A 17978-nucleotide genomic window follows, 5' to 3' on the forward strand; every position below is an offset into this window, starting at 1 on the left:
ACGCGCGCGGAACACAATCCCGAAAGGCGATGCTTGCAAGCACATGAAGAGGCCGGACACGTGGCCACCGTCTTCTCCGATCGCCGTGCCGCCGGCCGAAAGCTGGCGAGCAGGCTTCGCCGGTATCGCGAGAGGGGCGATGTTGTCGTCCTGGCGTTGCCGCGGGGCGGCGTACCCGTCGGCTTCGAGGTCGCGCGGGCCTTGAAGGCCCCGCTCGACGTTCTCGTCGTGCGCAAGCTCGGCGTTCCCGGAGATGAAGAAATGGCCATGGGCGCAATCGCCACGACAGGGGCACGCGTCCTGAACCGGGAGGTCATCGCCGCGCTCGGCATCGCTCAGGACGTCCTCGACAGGGTGACCGCGAAAGAGGAGCAGGAGCTGCTTCGCCGCGAGCGTCTCTACAGGGGCGGCCGCACGCCGCTCTCTCTGGAGCGGCAGACCGTCATCATCGTCGATGACGGTCTGGCTACGGGCGCGACGATGCGGGCCGCGGTGATGGCGCTGCGAGACAGGCATCCCGCCCGCATCGTGGTCGCGGTGCCGGTCGGCAGCCGGGAGATCTGCCAGGCGATGAACGCCGTCGCCGACGAGGTGGTGTGCGCGACGATGCCGCATTACTTCCTGGGGGTCGGCAGCTGGTACTCGGACTTCTCGCAAACCGGCGACGACGAGGTTCGCGGCCTGCTGGACGAGGCCAGCAGGTTGCGGCCCGGGCCGGGCGATCAGGGCGATGGCGGCGCGGCCCCGGACGGTTCCGGTCACGCCGACCGCGCATAGGGGCCGGTCTGCTCGTCGAAGCGGGTCCAGCCTTCTCGACGGTATTCGGCGCGGCGCAGCTCGGCATCGATCGGGCCGGCCCCTTGCATGATCTTCTCGACGGCCGGAGCGTGGCTGTCGCTGGTGCGGACCACGACGACTGCTCCGCCCCGGCGGATGGTCTCTGCCAGATAATGGGCCTCGTCATCGCCGAAACCGGCGCCGGCCATGGCACCGATCAGAGTGCGGGCCGTGGCGCCGGAATTCGTCCCGACAGCGAGCGTGCCGAAAATCCAGCCGGCCGCCAGGACCGGGCCCACTCCGGGAACCGGCATCGCAGCCAGCCGCGCCAACAGGCCGGCACCGCCGCCAACCGCGCCGCCGACTTCGGCGCCTACGGCCGCGTCGTCCGCGAAGGTCGCCGTTTGATAGCCGATGATGCTGATATCCTCCGAAGAGAGCCCGGCCACTTCGAGCCGGGTTACCGCCGTCTCGGCATCTGCATGGTGCTCGTAGGAACGTGTGACTGTCCGTGACATGAAGCATCCTCCCTCGACGGGAAGCCCCTCGGCACGAACCGGCTGGAATCGACCTTGTTCCCTGCTCGCCGGCCTTCGGAAGGGATGTTTCCGAGAGGCATCCGATTGATTGCGACGAAGGGCCGCGGTCCTCGCCAGGACTTCTCCGGCTGGCGGGAGCGTCAAGTCGTCGCGGTAAGAACCCGGTTTCGCCGTCCCTGCGAGCCCCGCATCCGGCCGCGCTTGCGGTTTCGCTTGCCTTCACGGTGTTCGGACAGTTTATATGTGAACGTTATGCTGAACGGAGCAACCGGCGCTTGCGCCTTGGTTCGCCGTTCCGCACTCTAAGACGATAACTGTCCAACGATGTCGACAAGGCGCGGAACCCTGCGATGACGGGTAACCGCGCGACACGGGAGGGAATGATGAAGGCGATCGACGCCGCGCAGGCCAGGCACGAGGCGCGCCCCTGGCTTGCGCAGTATCCGCCCGCGGTGCCGGCGGAGCTGGACGAAGCCAAGATCGGGACGCTGGTCGATCTGATCCGCTCGTCCTGCGCGCGCTTTGCCGACAGGCAGGCCTTCGAGAGCTTCGGCAAGACGATCACCTTCGCGGAAACCTTGCGTGCGGCGGAGGCCTTCGCCGGGTGGCTGCAGGCGAAGGGGCTGAAGAAGGGCGATCGTGTCGCGCTGATGATGCCGAACATCCTCTCCTATCCAGCCGCGATCTTCGGCACGCTCCTCGGCGGTTTCGCCGTCGTGAACATCAATCCGCTCTACACGGCGCGCGAGCTGACCCACCAGGTCAACGATGCCGGCGCGCGCGTGCTCGTGGTGATCGAGAATTTCGCGCATGTCGTCGAGGAGGCGAAGCCGAACTTGAAGCTCGATGCCATCGTGACCGCGACGGCCGGCGACCTGATGGGTTTCAAGGGCAGGATCGTCAATTTCGTCGCGCGCCGGATCAAGAAGGTCGTCAAGCCGTTCAACCTGCCCGGCTCGGTGCCGCTGCAACGAATACTGCACGGCGGCGGAGGGATGACGCCGGTCACGGTGACGCCCGAGGATGTCGCCTTCCTGCAGTATACGGGGGGGACCACCGGCGTCGCCAAGGGCGCGACGCTGACCCATCGCAATGTCGCGGCGAACGTCCAGCAGGCGGGGCTGTGGCTCGAATGGGTGCTGGAATCGCCGCAGGGCCGCAGCGACTACCAGCACGTCATGGTCACCGCGCTCCCGCTCTACCACATCTTCGCGCTGACCTGCTGCTGCATGTTCCTGCTGCGGATCGGCGCCAAGAGCCTGCTGATCGCCAACCCGCGCGACATTCCGGGCTTCGTCAGAACGCTGAAATCAAGCCGCTTCACGCTGATTTCCGGCGTCAACACGCTTTACAACGCGCTCGCGAACCACCCCGATATCAAGAACGTCGATTTCTCCGAACTGCGCTTCGCCGTCGCCGGCGGCATGGCGACGCAGGCCGCGGTCGCCAAGCAGTGGAAGGCCGTGACCGGGCGCCCGATCATCGAGGGCTACGGGCTGTCCGAAACCTCGCCGGTCGCGACGATCAACCGGCCGGACATCCAGGAGTTCACCGGCACCATCGGCTATCCGATCCCCTCGACCGAGATCGCTATCCGCGATGCCGAGGGCCACGACATGCCGCTGGGCGAATCCGGCGAGATCTGCATCCGCGGGCCGCAGGTGATGGCGGGTTACTGGAACCGCCCGGACGAGACGGCAAGGGCGATGACGGCGGATGGCTTCTTTCGCAGCGGCGATATCGGCGTGATGCTGCCGGACGGGCAGGTCAAGATCGTCGACCGCATGAAGGACATGGTGCTGGTCTCAGGCTTCAACGTCTATCCGAACGAGGTCGAGGACGTTCTGGCCGCGCATCCCGGCGTGCTGGAGTCGGCCGTGATCGGCCTGCCGGACGAGCATTCAGGCGAGGCGGTGACCGCCTTTGTCGTCCGCAAGGACCCGACACTGACCGCTGAGGAATTGCGCGCCTACTGCAAGGAGAACCTGACCGGCTACAAGGTGCCCAAGCAGATCTTCTTTCGGGAAACCCTGCCAAAAACGAATGTTGGCAAGGTGTTACGCCGCGCGCTGCGCGAGGAGGTCGTCGCCAGGAGCTGACGGAACGCAGCCGCGCGGTCGACAGCCCGGGCAGCAACGTGTCTTCTGTGCGGGTTCGCGGGCGGGAATCGCCGCCGCGGACCGTCACGGAGTAGATCGTCATTTGCCTCGCCGTCTCGTCGAATTTCCGCTGCTGCGCCGGCTGAAGCCTGGGCTCCATGTCTACGAAGAGGAGGCGCTGAACGCCGAGCCGGCCATCGGGCTGCTCGACCAGACGATCACGCCGATCGATGCCTTCTTCATCCGCAACAATGGCGACCTGCCGGAGATTGGTGACGAACATGACTGGACGCTGACGATCGACGGCGAGGTCGAGCGCCCGACGGTCTGGACCATTGCGGGCCTGCGGCAGCGTTTCGAGACTGTCACCGTCACCGCTGTCCTGGAATGCGCCGGCAATGGGCGTTCGCAGTTCTCGCCGGCCACGGACGGGCTGCAATGGCGGCTCGGCGCCGTCGGCTGCGCGCGCTGGACCGGAGTGCGGCTGGCGGATGTGCTCGAACATGCCGGCCCGAAGCCGAGCGCCGTCTATACCGGGCATCATGCGCCCGACCGGCAGATCGGCAAGCCGGAGAAGGCGGCCCTTTCGCGCGGCCTGCCGATGGCCAAGGCGCTGGCGCCGGAAACCCTGATCGCGTTCGGGATGAATGACGAGCCGCTGCCTCGCCTCCATGGCGGCCCTCTGCGGATCGTCGCGCCCGGCTATCCCGGTTCTGCCTGGCAGAAATGGCTCGACGGGATCAGCCTGCGCCCGGTCGAGCATGACGGCGAGAGGATGCGCGGCACCGACTATCGGATGCCGCTCCGGCCGATGAGGCCGGGCGAGACGCTCGATGCGGCCAATTTCGCTGTTATCACCGACATGCCGGTGAAATCGCTGATCACCACGCCGGTCGACGGCTTCATGATGAAAGAGGGCGAGCGGCTGACGGTCGGCGGCTTCGCCTGGAGCGGCGCCATCCCGCTCGCGTCGGTCGAACTCTGCTGCGATGACGGCCAGAATTGGCAGGACGTGCCGTTGCTGCCGGGCGAGGGGCATTTCGCCTGGCGGCGCTTCGAGGCTGAGATATCCGCCGATCGGGTCGGACCGCTGGTCATCATGGCGCGGGCGCGGGATGTCGCCGGCAACAGCCAGCCGCTGGAGGTTGCCTGGAACCCGCGTGGCTATTGCAACAATCAGGTGCAGCGCCTGCGTGGCTCGGTCGTCGCCTGAAGCTTTGAACCTTTGCGGCCCTCGCCGCGTCTAATGTTCGGGCCCGCCGCACCGGCAAGGCTCCGCCGCCCCGGTCTCTCCTCCTCCTCCCATCGGCGACCGGGGCGGCTATTCTTCCCTGATCGCGCGCATCCTGGCCCGTGCAAGCTCGTCGTGCTCGGGCTTGACCCGAGCATCTCCTGCAAGATGAGGCTCCTGCGCTTCTTGAGAGCCGAGATACTCGAGTCTGCGCTTCGGCTCGCCCGAAACTGACGCGCCGAGGTCAGGCGGCGAGAAGGGCCTTGCCATCGGCCGCATGGCCGGTCGTCCTGACGATCTGGCCGGCGGCGATATCGCGGTCGAAACGCACCAGCGTGAAGTCTTCGGCCCGGCCGGTGTTGCCGCGCTCAGTCAGGACGCTGAGCAGCCGGCCGACGCGCGCGGCGAGATGCCGTTCATGCGCGGCGCCCGCCGCTGCCCGCAGCCGCGCCGCACGCTCCGCGACGACTTCGCCGGGCAGTTGCGGCATGCGCGCGGCCGGCGTGTCGGGGCGGGCGGAATAGGGGAAGACATGCACGAAGCTCAGCCCGCATTCCTCGACCAGTTCGAGCGAGCGCGTGAACATCGCCTCGTCCTCTGTCGGGAAGCCGGCGATGAGATCGGCGCCGAAGACGATGTTGGGGCGCGAGGCCCGGATCTCGGCGCAAAAGCGGATGGCGTCGGCTCGGTTGTGGCGGCGCTTCATGCGCTTCAGGATGAGGTCGTCGCCGGCCTGCAGCGACAGATGCAGATGCGGCATCAGCCGCGCCTCTGTCGCGAGCAGGTCGCGCAACGTGTCGTCGACTTCGACCGCATCGATCGAGGACAGGCGCAGGCGTGGCAACTCGGGCAGCGCCCGAAGAATTGCCTCCGCGAGAGCGCCGAGTGACGGCTGCTCCGACAGATCGCGCCCATAGCTGGTCAGGTCGACGCCGGTCAGCACGATCTCGCGGGCGCCGGCCTCGACCAGCTTGCGGCATTGCTCCAGCACATCGCCGATCGAGAGCGAGCGCGAATTGCCGCGGCCGAAGGGGATGACGCAGAAGGTGCAGCGATGGTCGCAACCGTTCTGCACCTGGACGAAGCCGCGTGTATGGCCGGTGAAACGGCCGGTGACCGGCGCGCGCAACGTCGTGCGGGCCATGATGTCGCCGACCGCGAGCTTGTCCGCGGCCGTTACGTCCGCGCTGCCGAGACTGTTCGACCGCGCGAGCGCGGCCCAACTTTCGGGACGTAGCTTTTCGTCGTTGCCGAGAACCCGGTCCGCTTCCGGCATCGCCGCGAAGCGGGCAGGCTCGATCTGCGCGGCGCAGCCGGTGACGATGACCGGGCGGTCCGGCTGCTCGCGCTTGAGGCGGCGCACCGCTTGCCGCGCCTGGCGCGTCGCCTCGGCGGTGACGGCGCAGGAGTTGACGATGGCGGCGTCCTTCAGCCCGGCGGCCTCTGCCTGGAGCCTCAGCGCCTCGCTTTCGACGATGTTGAGGCGGCAGCCGAAGGTGACGACCTCCAGAGCATTTTCGCGTTTCTCCGAACCGCGAAAATGCTCCGGGTTACTGTTTGGTCGCATTTTCTTCACGCGAACCGGCAGCACTTCGCTTGAAAATGCTCCGGGCCATCAGGCCGCGCTCGTGAATAACGCCGGGCCGAGCGTGCCTTCCCATTCGAACTCGACCGGGCCGGTCATCAGCACATGTCCGTCGCTCTCGCGCCATTCGATGGCGAGGTCGCCGCCGGGCAGGCTGACCGTGGCCTTGCGGGCGGTCAGCTCGCGGCGCACGCCCGCGACCAGCGCCGCGCAGGCGCCGGAGCCGCAGGCTTGGGTGATGCCGGCGCCGCGCTCCCATACGCGAAGCACGATATGATCGGGCGCCTTCACCGCAGCGAGCTCGATATTGGCCCGGTCGGGGAAGATCGGGTGGTTTTCGAGCARMGGGCCGATCTGTTCGAGATTGTAGGCGTAGGGGTCCTCGACGAAGAAGACCGCATGGGGGTTGCCCATGTTGACAGCGCAGGGCGTGTGCAGGATCGGATTGTCGATCGGCCCGATCTGCAGCTCGAAGCGGCTGGTATCCTCGAAGGGTTCGGCCAGCGGGATTTCATCCCAGGCGAGGCGTGGCGCACCCATATCGACGGTGAACAGGGCTTCGCCCTCGCGCACTGTCGGCAGCAGCCCGGCCTTGGTCTGGAGGGCGAGGCGGGTCTTGCCGCCATCGCCCATCTGCGGATCGGCGACCATCGCCCAGGCGACGCAGCGCGTGCCGTTGCCGCAGGCGCCGGCCTCGGAACCATCGGTGTTATAGATGCGCACGAAGGCATCGGTGCCGGGCGCCACGGCATCGTGCAGGACCATGAGCTGGTCGAAACGGGCGCGGGGTTCGGCGGCGATGGCGCGGGCCTCGGCCTCGCTGACGATATGCTTCGTGCCGCGCAGGTCGAGCACSGTGATCTGGTTGCCGAGCCCGTTCATYTTCAGGAACCGGCGATTGGCCARWGCGTTCATTTGGTCACACGTCCCATGAATAGTGGGTCTATGGCCGAGGCGACGTGAAAAAGCCACCCTCATCCCGGTTCCTGAGGAAAGGTGGACATTCTATGTTGCGGTGCAAGGGCGCGAATCGCGTGAAACTCAGGACCGTGACGATGCGGTATTCCCGGATTTGTGTTCTGGCGCTCGCCGGTGTGGCGAGCGTGTTCAGCGGAACGGTCTTCGCGCAGGGGCGGGTGGCTTCGCCGAGCCCGGTCGAGTCCGCGCCGCTCGCGCCGCCGCCCGGCGCGGCTCCCCCCCAGGTCCCTGTCGCTCCGGCGCAGGCGCAACCGGGGCCCGAGCAACCCGCGAGCCCGCAGCCGGTGCAGCCGCCTCCGGCGTTGCAAGGGCCGGTGACGCCGCAGCCTGTCCAGCCTGCGCCTACGCCGTCGATGCCGATCGAGCCGCAGCCGGTCCAGCCGCCGCCGACGCTGCCTGCCCCGGGACAGCCGCTGCCGCCCGCGCCATCGCAGCAGCAGACCGGCGTGCCCGATCCCAATTCAACGCTGGCCGGAAAAGGCTCCGATTCCAGCGATGTCGGCGAGGTCGTGCTCGCGCCGAAGCCTGTCCTGATGCAGTCGGGGCAGGCGACCTGGGATCAGGGCTTCCAGAAGCTGTCCAACAGCATCAGGGCTCTGCGAGCCGAGGCCCAAAGGGCTGGGCTGGCCGTGGCCGGCCGTCCGCTCTCGCTCTTCGTCGAGACCACCGATGACGGATTCCGCTTCGAGGCGATGCTGCCGGTGGCGATCCCGCCCGGTGGGCAGGCGCCGTCGCTGGGCCCGGATTTCAGGATGGGGACGTCGCCCGCCGGGCCGGCGTTCCGCTTCCTGCATCAGGCGCCTTATGACGACATCGACTCGACCTATGAGACAATCACCGCCTATCTCGAAGCGAAGAGCATCGTCGTGAAGGATGCCTTCCTCGAGGAGTATGTCAGCGAGCTCAACGATCCCGGCGACCCGAATCTCGAGATCAACGTCTACGTCCAGCCGAAATAGGGCCTTCCAACGCGTCGTACTCGGGCCTGACCCGAGCATCTCTCCTCCCTATGACGCGGGCCCTCAAGCACTCCAGCTCAAGCCGGGCCGCATCGGCCTGAAGCGCTCTTCCGGCAGGCCAGCCGTGGCAAGCGCCACTTTCAACGCTTCCGGCGGGCGCTCTACGCCCTCGTCGGTGAGCTGGAAGGTGCCCCAGTGGTGGCCGATCGCCTGCTCGGCGCGCAGAGCCAGCATGACCTTGACCGCCTCCTCCGGATTCATGTGGTTGTCCGACATGAACCAGCGCGGCTCATAGGCGCCGATCGGCAGCACGGCGAGGCGGAACGGCCCGTGCTCGCGGCCGAGCCGCTCGTAGAGCGAGCCGTCGTGATAGCCGGTGTCGCCGATATGGAAGACCTTGGTGCCGGCGGCTTCGAGGACATAGGAGCACCACAGCGCCATGCGCCGGTCGAACGCGCCGCGCGCCGACCAGTGATAGCTCGGCAATAGCGTGATCGCGACCGCATCGGACAGCTGAAGTCGGTCGTTCCAGTCATGCGCCTCGGCGCGGGCGTCCGGGATGCGGGCCCTGACGATGGCGTCGTTGCCGAGCGGCATGATCATGCGTGGCTGGTCGCGGTCGTGCAGACGCGCCAACGTCTCGATGTCGAGATGGTCGTAATGGTTGTGCGTGATCAGGACCGCATCGATCCGCGGCAGCTCGTCGAAGGCGACGCCGGGTTCGTTCACCCGCTTCGGGCCGACGAAGGAGAAGGGGCTGGCGCGCTCCGAATAGACCGGGTCGACAAGCAGGTTGAGGCCGCCGAGCTGATAGAGAAACGAGGCGTGGCCGAGATGGACGATGCGGACGCCGTCGACGCGCTCCGGCGGCTTGTCCTGCGGCGGCGCGGCGTATTGCGGTGGGAAGGCCTCGCGCTCGCGTTTGCCGGTCTGCCAGCGCAGGACGTCGAACAGCCCCTTGCTGACCGACCGGCCATCGCTGAAGACGACGCCATCGAAATGGTCGCTGACGGGGCCCTGGTAGTAGGGATTGCGTGAGCGGGAGATGGTGGCCCAGGCGGCTCCGGTCGAGGCCAGCAGCGCACCGAGACCGACGAAAGAGAGAAGTTTGCGGCGGGTCATGGTCCAGAAGAGGTAGGCCGCCGCAACGCAGCGTCAAGCCTCCGGCGCCTTGATCGCCAGCGCGTGAACCCAGCGTGTGGCCATGCGGTCGTAGCCGGAGCCCATCTCTTTCCTCGATTTTCAGGTCCTGCCAGCGCTCGTCGGCACGGTAGGCGTCGCGCAGCTCGGCGGCCGAGAGGTAGTTGAAATAGCGGCCAAAGCTGTCGCGTCCCTCGGCCTCTCCCGCCTTGAAGCTGGCATAGAAGATCCCGCCCGGCCGCAGCGCGGTATGAATCCGGTCGATGATGCCCGGCAGGGCGGCGCGGGGAGCATGCAGCAGGCAAGCATGAGCCCAGACGCCGTCATAGGCCGCGACCTCGTCCAGATCCTCGAACAGCAGGACACGAACCTTGCGGCCGAGCCGCTCTGCGGCCTGCCGGGCCAGCTCCGGAGAACCGTCCGTCGGGACCAGATCGAAGCCGCGCCGCAGCATCTCCGCGCTGTCCTGACCGCCGCCGCAACCCAGTTCGAGAATCCGCGCGCCGGGCGCAAGCTCCGCTGCGAAGATGTCGATGCGGTGGTGCTCTGCCGGCCGGTCACGCCCCGCATAGGCGCCGGCTTCCTCGGCATAGAAGCCGAGGGTCTGGTCGTCCTTGCTCGACATGGCCGGTGTCAGTTGCTCCCGGAGCGGATCGCGACCGTCGCGACGCCTGCGCCGATCAGCAGCGTGCCGCCGGCCTTGTTGAACAGCCCGATCGCGCGGGGATTGCTGACCACGGCCCGGGCGCGCGAAGCGATCAGCGCGTAGCCCATGGCATTGGCGAAGGCGAGGCTGATGAAGGTCGCCTCGAAGATCAGCATCTGCGTCCAGAAATCGCCCTTGGTGTCGAGGAACTGCGGCAGGAAGGCGACGAAGAAGGTGATGCTCTTCGGGTTCAGCGCGGTCACCAGCCAGGCATGGCCGAGCATCTTCCAGGCGGGGGCGGCATCCTCTCGCGGCTTGGCGTCGAGCGAGCCGCCGGCGCGGAAGAGCTTGATGCCGAGCCAGACGAGATAGGCGGCGCCGATCCATTTCAGCGCGGTGAAGACCATGGCGGAGGTGGCGAGCAGGGCGCCGACACCGAGCATGGAGAGCGTCATCGCCGTGAAATCGCCGAGCGCGACGCCGACGGCGATCGGGAAGGCCGTGCGCCAGCCCTGGCCGAGCGCATAGGAGATGACGAGGAGGATCGTCGGTCCGGGGATGACCAGGAGGACGGCGGTGGCGGCGGCGAAGGCGGCCCAGGCTTCGAAGGTCATGGTAATGGCTCCGCTAAAAACCAGAGCCATCACCAGAAGCGGGTGTTTGTAAAGGGGTCAGCGGATCGGCTGGGGATTGTTGCCGAACCAGACCGTCTGTCCCGTTCCTGCGGCGCCGATCTCGCGGCGAACCTCCGGGTCGGCCGCGACGACCAGCACCCACCAGGCCCGGTAGCTCGTACGCGGGTCCTTGGACAGCGCGATGCCGTAGCGGGTCGCTTCCTTCATCCGCAGATTGGCATCGTGGCCGGGGGACTTGCGCCAGCCGTCGAAAGCCTCCTCGACCGAGAAATAGCCGCCGCCGAGGTTTTCCGCCGCCCGCGCGCTATCGATGCCCGCAGCATGGATGCGGGCGGTGAAGTTGCCGCCCGCGTCGTGCGAGAGCGCGTTGGCGGCAACCATCGCATCGGCCTGGCGCTGTGCCATCGCCATCAGCCGCGGATCAGGCCGGACCGGGCCGAGGCCGTTGCTGGCGCGATACGCGTTGAGGATGCGTCCGGCCTGCGCCGGATCGAGCGAAACGGCACTGAGCTTCTCGACCATGCGGGAATCGAGCGGACCCTCGCGCCGCGGGTCGCCGGCACAGGCGGCAAGGAAGAGGGTGAGGGCCAGCAAAGGCAGGGCGGTCGCAATCTTCATGGGCATCGCTGTCGAATCAGGGGCGGCAGCGATGCGGCCAGATCAGGGCCATTCTGCGGCCGAGGCTCGCGATTCCCTGCACTCCCGGGCAAAAAGCTGGCAGACCTGCTTCCTGCGGCGATGGAGGCCAGCGCCACAAAGACACGCGTATCCGAGGCAAAACCAATCCCAACCTTGACTTTCGCCGCATTCTTCCGCTTTAAGACCGCATTCGTTTCGCCGACATCGCCGAAACCACATCCGCCGACCGGGCCGCGCCAAGCGCTTTCATGAGCCCGGAGGTCAACGTCCGACAGCGCGATTGCGCCCTCGGGCGCGAAACCGTTTGGCGGAAGGTTCTGGTGCTGGCGGTTCCTTGAGGCAAGCAGGCAGGTCCGCATGTTCGGCACGCTCAGCGACAGACTCTCAGGCATCCTTTCGGGGCTGACCCGCCGGGGCGCGCTGACCGAAGAGGACGTCAACGCCGCGCTGCGCGAGGTTCGCCGCGCGCTGCTCGAGGCCGACGTCGCGCTCGAGGTCGTTCGCAGCTTCACGGACAAGGTGCGCGAGCGCGCAGTCGGCGCCGAGGTGCTGAAGTCGGTCACGCCCGGCCAGCAGGTCATCAAGATCGTCAACGACGTTCTGATCGATACGCTGGGCGGCGAGGGCGCGGTCATCACCCTCGATGCCGTGCCGCCGGTGCCGATCCTGATGGTCGGTCTGCAGGGTTCGGGCAAGACCACCTCGACGGCGAAGATCGCCAAGCGCCTGACCGAGCGCAACAAGAAGAAGGTCTTGATGGCGTCGCTCGACACGCGACGCCCGGCCGCCATGGAACAGCTCGCCGTGCTCGGCCAGCAGGTCGGCGTGCAGACGCTGCCGATCGTCGCCGGCCAGTCGGCCGTGCAGATCGCCCGGCGCGCGATCGAGGCGGCTCGTCTTGGTGGCTACGACGTCGTCATGCTCGACACGGCCGGCCGCGTCACGCTCGACGATACGCTGATGGAAGAGGTCGCACAGGTTAAGGCCGCGACCAGCCCGCATGAGGTTCTGCTCGTCGCCGACGCGCTGACAGGTCAGGATGCGGTCAACACGGCGCGCGCCTTTGACGCTCGCGTCGGTCTCACCGGCATCGTCCTGACCCGTATGGACGGCGATTCGCGCGGCGGCGCGGCGCTCTCGATGCGCGCCGTCACCGGCAAGCCGATCAAGCTCGTCGGCACCGGCGAGAAGGTCAGCGAACTCGAGGACTTCCATCCCTCGCGCGTCGCCAACCGCATCCTCGGCATGGGCGACATCGTCAGCCTCGTCGAGCGCGCGGCCGAGACCATCGATGCCGAACAGGCGCAGGCGACCGCGCAGCGCATGGCGAAGGGTCAGTTCGACCTCTCCGACATGCGCGCCCAGCTCCAGCAGATGGAGAAGATGGGCGGCATCGGCGGCGTGATGGGCATGCTGCCCGGTATGAAGCAGGCTCAGTCCCAGCTCGCCAACGCCGGCGTCGGCGACAAGATGTTCAAGCGCATGATCGCCGCGATCGATTCGATGACGCCGGCCGAACGCAAGAATCCCGATCTGCTCAAGAACAGCCGCAAGAAACGCATCGCGGCCGGTTCCGGCACTTCGGCGGAGTCGATCAACAAGCTGCTCAAGATGCATCGCGGCATGGCCGACGCCATGAAGGCGATGAGCAAGCAGAAGGGCGGCATGCTCGGTAAGCTCGGCAGCATGTTCGGGCTCGGCGGCGGATTGCCCGCCGGCATGCCCGATCCCTCCAAGATGGACCCGGCCCAGCTCGCCGAATTGCAGAAGCAGCTCGGCGCGGGCGGCGGCCTGCCGTCGATGCCGCCGGGCGGTTTCCCCGGATTGCCGAAGGGCGTCACCCCGCCGGCGGGCATGATGCCGAAACTGACGGGCCTCGGCGGCGGCGGCCTGCCAGGGCTGGGCGGCAACCCGTTCGGCAAGAAGAAGTAGCTTTCAACGTTACACACGACTTCAAACTTCAAACCAAAGGAAGAAGACCATGTCCCTCAAGATCCGCCTGACCCGCGGCGGCGCCAAGAAGCGCCCCTACTACCGCATCGTCGTCGCCGACGCCCGCTCGCCGCGGGATGGCCGCTTCATCGACAAGGTCGGCTCCTATGACCCGATGAAGCCGAAGGACTCCGCCGAGCGCGTCGTGCTCGACACCGAGAAGGTCCAGTCCTGGCTCGCCAAGGGCGCCCAGCCGACCGATCGCGTGCTGCGCTTCCTCGACGCTGCCGGCCTCGTCAAGCGCCCCGCCCGCAACAACCCGAACAAGGCCGTTCCGGGCGAGAAGGCCAAGGAGCGCGCCGAGAAGAAGGCCGAGAAGGCCGCTGCTCCGGCTGCCGAAGCAGCAGCCGAGGCGTGAGCTTGACCGTCGGCACGTCGGTCTCGGGCGAAGCGCAGCTTCGGCCCGGGGACCTCTCGCGAGGGACGCTCGGGCGCTGCCCGGGCGTGGCGTGCTGATATGGCCGAGCTTATCCTGCTCGGAATCGTCGGCGCGCCGCATGGCGTGCGCGGCGAGGTCAGAATCAAGACCTTTACCGGCGATCCGCTCGCGATCGCCGAGTACGGCCCGCTCTCCGACGGCAAGGGCCGCAGCTTCGAGATCACCGATATCCGCCCCGCCAAGGAAGTGGTCGTCGCTCGCCTGAAGGGCGTTGCGACGCGCGAGGCGGCCGAGGATCTGAACGGCGTCGAGCTGTTCGTTGCGCGCGACAAGCTGTCGGCAGGCGAGGACGAGGACGAGTTCCTGCAGGCCGATCTGATCGGTTGCAGCGTGGTCGGGCCGGACAGCATCCTGCTCGGCACCATCACCTCGGTTGAGAACTTTGGTGCGGGCGATCTGCTCGACATCGAGACGCCGGATGGACGCTCCGTCCTGATGCCCTTCACCAAGGCCTTCGCGCCACGCATCGACATCGCCGCGCGCCGGATCGATGCCGAGCCGCCGCTGGGATTGTTCGAGCCCGACGATGACAAACAATAGGCCCGCCCGCGCGCTGATCTTCGACATGGATGGCACCATCGTCGACAATATGCGCTTCCATGACGACGCCTGGGAAAGCTGGCACGTCAGCAACCAATTGCCGTTCGACCGCAATACCTTTGCGGCGCGGACTGCCGGCATGGCCGGCAATGAGATCATTTCCTCCTATTTCCCGCAGGCGGCCGTGGCCGAGCTCGATGCCATGAGCGATGCCAAGGAAGCCCTTTATCGGGAAGCCTATCTGCCGCATGTCGCGGCGAATGCCGGCTTCCTCGAATTGATCATGCGGGCCGAAGCAGCGGGCATCCCGATGGCGGTGGCGACAGCCGCTCCGCCGGCGAACATCGAGGTCGTGCTCGATACGCTCGGCCTGCGCCAGCGCTTCGCCACCATCGTTTCGCCGAGCCAGGGTTTCCGCGGCAAGCCGCATCCGGACATGTTCCTGGCCGCCGCGGAGCGGATGAAGGTCGCGCCGGCCGACTGCATCGTCTTCGAGGATGCGCCGCTCGGTGTCGAGGCGGCGCGGCGCGCCGGCATGCGGGCCGTTGCGCTCTTGACGATGCTGGATGCGAGTGGCTTTGCCGCTTATGACAATCTGATCGCATCGGCGCGCGATTTCACGGCGCTGGACGGGCTCCCGGCGCTGCGCTTTGCTTGAAGGCATGCCCTTCCGCGCCTCGATCCTGACGCTCTATCCGGAGATGTTCCCCGGGCCGCTCGGCATTTCGCTGGCAGGCGAAGGGCTGCGCAAGGGGCTGTGGTCGCTCGACACGCACCAGATCCGCGACCACGGCATCGGCCGCCATCGCAATGTCGACGACAACCCGGCCGGCGGCGGCGCCGGCATGGTGTTGCGCTGCGACGTGCTGGCGGCAGCGATCGATGCGGCGGTGTCGGCGGATGACGCGCGCCCGCGCCTGCTGATGTCGCCGCGGGGCCGACCGCTCCAGCAGCGCCGGGTGCGCGACTGGGCGGAAGGACCGGGACTCGTCATCGTCTGCGGGCGCTTCGAAGGCGTCGACGAGCGCGTGATCGAGGGGCGCAACCTGATCGAGGTCTCGATCGGCGACTACATCCTCTCCGGCGGCGAGATGGCGGCGCTGACCTTGCTCGACGCCTGCGTCCGCCTGATCCCCGGCGTGATGGGCAAGGTGGCCTCCGGCGAGGATGAGAGCTTCGAGAACGGGTTGCTCGAATATCCGCATTATACGCGGCCGCGCGAATGGGAGGGCAGGGGCCTGCCCGATGCGCTTCTCTCGGGCGACCATGCCCGCATCGCGAAATGGCGACGCGAGCAGGCGGAAAAGATCACGCGGGAGCGTCGGCCCGATCTGATGAAGAGGCATGGCGAGGGCTAAGCTCTTGCCGTCATTCCCGGGCGAAGCGCAGCGCAGACCCGAGAATCCCTTTCGGAAGGGACGCCTTTTTCGGCATGAAATGCTCGGGTCAAGCCCGAGCATGACGGCTGCCTGTTATGGAAACGCCGCCACCGGCAGCTTTTCGGCCAGCCAGCCGCCCGGTCCGAGCACCCCCCCACGCACCGCCGCGAGATCGCGCCAGCCGCGTCCGGCCAGCTTCTGCGCAATGGCCACGGCCTGTGCGCCGGTGCGGTCGATCAGCACGATGCGCTTACCGGGATTGTCGAGGCGAAGCCCGGCGAGACGGACCTCGAAGGCCGGCGCATCGGCATCGAATGGCCGCGCGCCCTGCGGCAGGCCGGTATCGGCCCACTCCTCCGCGCTGCGGATATCGATCAGCAGGATCCGTTTTGCCTGAGCGGCTTCAAAGGCTTCGCGCGAAGAGAGCGTGTTCGCGTCCTGACCGAAAACGAAAGAGGCCGGGAGCACGAGGCTCCCGGCCAGAAAAATTCGGCGCGTCGCGGCGCCCTTGCGCATGACGCTCAGCGCAGCTCGGCGCAGAAGCGCTGGATGCGGCGGCAGGCCTCTTCCAGCTTCTCGTCCGAGGTGGCGTAGGAGATGCGGAAGTTCGGGCCGAGGCCGAAGGACGAGCCGTGCACGGCCGCGACGGCTTCCGTCTCGAGCAGGCCCATGACGAGGTCTTCGTCGGTCTCGATCTTCTTGCCGTTCGGCAGGGTCTTGCCGATCAGGGCCGAGCAGTCGGGGTAGACGTAGAACGCGCCTTCCGGCACCGGGCATTTCAGGCCGCGSGTCTGGTTCAGCATGGAGACSACGAGATCGCGCCGGCGTTCGAAGGCCTTCTTGAAGACCGGGATGTGCTCCTGCGTGCCGTCGAGCGCCTCGACCGCGGCCCATTGCGAGATCGCCGAGGTGCCGGAGGTCTGCTGGCCCTGGACCAGGTCCATGGCGTTGATCAGATGCTGCGGGCCGGCGGCGTAGCCGATGCGCCAGCCGGTCATGGCATAGGACTTCGAGACGCCGTTCATGGTCAGCGTGCGCTCGTAGAGGGCGGGCTCGACCTGCGCCGGGGTGACGAACTGGAAGTCGCCATAGACGAGGTGCTCGTACATGTCGTCGGTCAGGATCCAGACATGCGGATGGCGCATCAGCACATCCGTGAGCTTCTTCATCTCGGCATGGCTGTAGGCCGCGCCCGACGGGTTCGACGGCGAGTTCAGGATCACCCACTTGGTCTTGGGGGTGATGGCCTTCTCGAGGTCTTCAGGCTGCAGCTTGAAGTCGTTCTTGAGATAGGTCTCGGCGAAGGTCGCCGTGCCGCCGCAGAGCGCGACCATCTCGGGGTAGCTGACCCAGTAGGGCGAGACGCAGATGACCTCGTCGCCGGGGTTCAGCGTGGCGAGCAGCGCATTGTAGATGACGTGCTTGCCGCCGGTCGAGACGATGGTCTGGCTCGCCTTGTAGTCGAGGCCGTTCTCGCGCTTGAACTTGCGGGCGACGGCTTCGCGCAGCTGCGGGATGCCGGAGACCGGGGTGTACTTGGTTTCGCCGCGCCGGATCGCGGCGATGGCGGCTTCCTTGATATTATCCGGCGTGTCGAAATCGGGCTCGCCGACCGAGAGCGAGATCACGTCCTTGCCCTGGGCTTTCAGGTCACGGGCCTTCTGCGTGATCGTGATGGTCGCTGAGGGCTTCACGCGCTTCAGGGCATCGGCAAGAAAGGCCATGGGACTGATCTCCGAGGGAGCGGGAGGTTGAGCGCCGGAGCAGGCGCGCGCGTGGTGTATGACTCGGCGGCAATGATCGCAAGCGCAACTGCTTGATGTTTTGCAGAAGCGTCATGAATTCGAGGCGGTTTGCCCTTGCGGTCACCGCATGCGAAGGCGGGGCATGACGAGCGCTGCCGCAACCATTGCGATCTATGTCGATGCCGACGCCTGCCCGGTGAAGCCGGAGATCTATCGCGTCGCCGAGCGCCATCGCGTCAAGGTCTTCGTCGTCGCCAACAGCTTCATCAACGTGCCGCGCGAGCCCTGGCTCGAGCGCGTCACGGTCTCCGGAGGCTTCGACGCCGCCGATGACTGGATCGCAGAGCGCGTCGGGCGCGGCGCGATCGTCGTCACGGCCGACATTCCACTGGCGGATCGCTGCATAAAGGCCGGCGCCGACGTGATCGGACCGACCGGCAAGCCCTTCACCGAAGCCTCGATCGGCATGGCGCTGGCGACGCGCGACATGATGGAGGATCTGCGCGCGATGGGCGCAGCCACCGGCGGGCCGAAGCCGTTTTCGCCGAAGGACCGCTCTGCCTTCCTGCAGGCGCTCGACCTCGCGATCCAGCGCCTCAGGCGTGCCGGCTTCCAGGCCAGTCGATAGACATGTGGACCGCAGGCCTTGACCTGC

At 67.2% G+C, this 17978-nt stretch carries 18 protein-coding genes and 1 pseudogene; 10 read left to right on the forward strand and 9 right to left on the reverse strand.

What is annotated here, in order from left to right:
* The first annotated feature begins 60 nt into the window (after window positions 1-60).
* Window positions 61-777, forward strand: coding sequence for a phosphoribosyltransferase (locus tag AC1DEZ_RS05305; protein ID WP_476778918.1), 717 nt, complete (start codon window positions 61-63; stop codon window positions 775-777).
* On the opposite strand, the gene AC1DEZ_RS05310 is transcribed toward AC1DEZ_RS05305, so the two are convergent.
* A complete protein-coding gene (locus AC1DEZ_RS05310) occupies window positions 759-1295 on the reverse strand; it encodes a hypothetical protein (RefSeq protein ID WP_476778919.1) in 537 nt (178 codons plus the stop codon). The two genes, AC1DEZ_RS05305 and AC1DEZ_RS05310, sit on opposite strands and share 19 nt — an antisense overlap.
* 404 nt (window positions 1296-1699) lie before the next feature.
* Between AC1DEZ_RS05310 and AC1DEZ_RS05315 the strand changes: the two genes are divergently transcribed.
* Window positions 1700-3415, forward strand: coding sequence for an AMP-binding protein (locus AC1DEZ_RS05315; RefSeq protein ID WP_476778920.1), 1716 nt, complete (start codon window positions 1700-1702; stop codon window positions 3413-3415).
* Between the two features lie 103 nt (window positions 3416-3518).
* Window positions 3519-4628, forward strand: a complete 1110-nt coding sequence (locus AC1DEZ_RS05320) for a sulfite oxidase (RefSeq protein ID WP_476778921.1) — start codon at window positions 3519-3521, stop codon at window positions 4626-4628.
* 262 nt (window positions 4629-4890) lie between these two features.
* On the opposite strand, the gene mtaB is transcribed toward AC1DEZ_RS05320, so the two are convergent.
* Together mtaB and dapF are read right to left on the reverse strand one after the other, a co-directional pair.
* Window positions 4891-6213, reverse strand: coding sequence for a tRNA (N(6)-L-threonylcarbamoyladenosine(37)-C(2))-methylthiotransferase MtaB (mtaB, locus tag AC1DEZ_RS05325; RefSeq protein WP_476778922.1), 1323 nt, complete (start codon window positions 6211-6213; stop codon window positions 4891-4893).
* Between the two features lie 48 nt (window positions 6214-6261).
* Window positions 6262-7146 carry a diaminopimelate epimerase gene (gene dapF, locus AC1DEZ_RS05330; RefSeq protein ID WP_476778923.1) on the reverse strand — a complete coding sequence of 295 codons (885 nt, stop codon included), beginning with the start codon at window positions 7144-7146 and terminating at the stop codon, window positions 6262-6264.
* Between the two features lie 140 nt (window positions 7147-7286).
* Here dapF and AC1DEZ_RS05335 point away from each other — a divergent pair, with 140 nt between their 5' ends.
* Window positions 7287-8168, forward strand: coding sequence for a GyrI-like domain-containing protein (locus AC1DEZ_RS05335; protein WP_476778924.1), 882 nt, complete (start codon window positions 7287-7289; stop codon window positions 8166-8168).
* Window positions 8169-8231: 63 nt separating this feature from the next.
* On the opposite strand, the gene AC1DEZ_RS05340 is transcribed toward AC1DEZ_RS05335, so the two are convergent.
* The 4 genes and pseudogenes from AC1DEZ_RS05340 to AC1DEZ_RS05355 all read right to left on the reverse strand — a co-directional run bounded on the left by AC1DEZ_RS05340 (window position 8232) and on the right by AC1DEZ_RS05355 (window position 11207).
* Entirely contained in the window at window positions 8232-9290 is a 1059-nt protein-coding gene (locus AC1DEZ_RS05340) for an MBL fold metallo-hydrolase (RefSeq protein ID WP_476778925.1), read from the reverse strand.
* 33 nt (window positions 9291-9323) lie between these two features.
* Window positions 9324-9933: pseudogene (locus AC1DEZ_RS05345) on the reverse strand (class I SAM-dependent methyltransferase).
* An 8-nt stretch (window positions 9934-9941) separates the two neighbouring features.
* Entirely contained in the window at window positions 9942-10568 is a 627-nt protein-coding gene (locus AC1DEZ_RS05350) for a LysE family translocator (RefSeq protein ID WP_441469808.1), read from the reverse strand.
* A 57-nt stretch (window positions 10569-10625) separates the two neighbouring features.
* A complete protein-coding gene (locus AC1DEZ_RS05355) occupies window positions 10626-11207 on the reverse strand; it encodes a CAP domain-containing protein (RefSeq protein WP_476778926.1) in 582 nt (193 codons plus the stop codon).
* 378 nt (window positions 11208-11585) lie between these two features.
* Here AC1DEZ_RS05355 and ffh point away from each other — a divergent pair, with 378 nt between their 5' ends.
* The 5 genes from ffh to trmD all read left to right on the forward strand — a co-directional run bounded on the left by ffh (window position 11586) and on the right by trmD (window position 15557).
* Window positions 11586-13160 carry a signal recognition particle protein gene (ffh, locus tag AC1DEZ_RS05360; RefSeq protein WP_476778927.1) on the forward strand — a complete coding sequence of 525 codons (1575 nt, stop codon included), beginning with the start codon at window positions 11586-11588 and terminating at the stop codon, window positions 13158-13160.
* 49 nt (window positions 13161-13209) lie between these two features.
* Complete coding sequence (rpsP, locus tag AC1DEZ_RS05365; protein WP_441512070.1) at window positions 13210-13578, forward strand: 30S ribosomal protein S16; 369 nt, start codon at window positions 13210-13212, stop codon at window positions 13576-13578.
* Window positions 13579-13677: 99 nt separating this feature from the next.
* Window positions 13678-14199, forward strand: coding sequence for a ribosome maturation factor RimM (gene rimM, locus AC1DEZ_RS05370; RefSeq protein ID WP_476778928.1), 522 nt, complete (start codon window positions 13678-13680; stop codon window positions 14197-14199).
* Complete coding sequence (locus AC1DEZ_RS05375; protein WP_476778929.1) at window positions 14186-14857, forward strand: HAD family hydrolase; 672 nt, start codon at window positions 14186-14188, stop codon at window positions 14855-14857. Before rimM ends, AC1DEZ_RS05375 begins: the two co-directional genes overlap by 14 nt.
* A 4-nt stretch (window positions 14858-14861) precedes the next feature.
* A complete protein-coding gene (gene trmD, locus AC1DEZ_RS05380) occupies window positions 14862-15557 on the forward strand; it encodes a tRNA (guanosine(37)-N1)-methyltransferase TrmD (RefSeq protein ID WP_476778930.1) in 696 nt (231 codons plus the stop codon).
* A gap of 114 nt (window positions 15558-15671) precedes the next feature.
* On the opposite strand, the gene AC1DEZ_RS05385 is transcribed toward trmD, so the two are convergent.
* Together AC1DEZ_RS05385 and AC1DEZ_RS05390 are read right to left on the reverse strand one after the other, a co-directional pair.
* Window positions 15672-16094 carry a rhodanese-like domain-containing protein gene (locus tag AC1DEZ_RS05385; protein ID WP_476778931.1) on the reverse strand — a complete coding sequence of 141 codons (423 nt, stop codon included), beginning with the start codon at window positions 16092-16094 and terminating at the stop codon, window positions 15672-15674.
* A 5-nt stretch (window positions 16095-16099) separates the two neighbouring features.
* On the reverse strand, window positions 16100-17302 hold the full coding sequence (locus AC1DEZ_RS05390) for a pyridoxal phosphate-dependent aminotransferase (RefSeq protein WP_441469799.1): 1203 nt from the start codon (window positions 17300-17302) through the stop codon (window positions 16100-16102).
* Window positions 17303-17465: 163 nt separating this feature from the next.
* On the opposite strand from AC1DEZ_RS05390, the gene AC1DEZ_RS05395 reads away from it, so the two are divergent.
* A complete protein-coding gene (locus AC1DEZ_RS05395; protein WP_476778932.1) occupies window positions 17466-17951 on the forward strand; it encodes a YaiI/YqxD family protein in 486 nt (161 codons plus the stop codon).
* Window positions 17952-17978 lie beyond the last annotated feature (27 nt).

The organism is Allobosea sp. 10L422 (assembly GCF_056395345.1).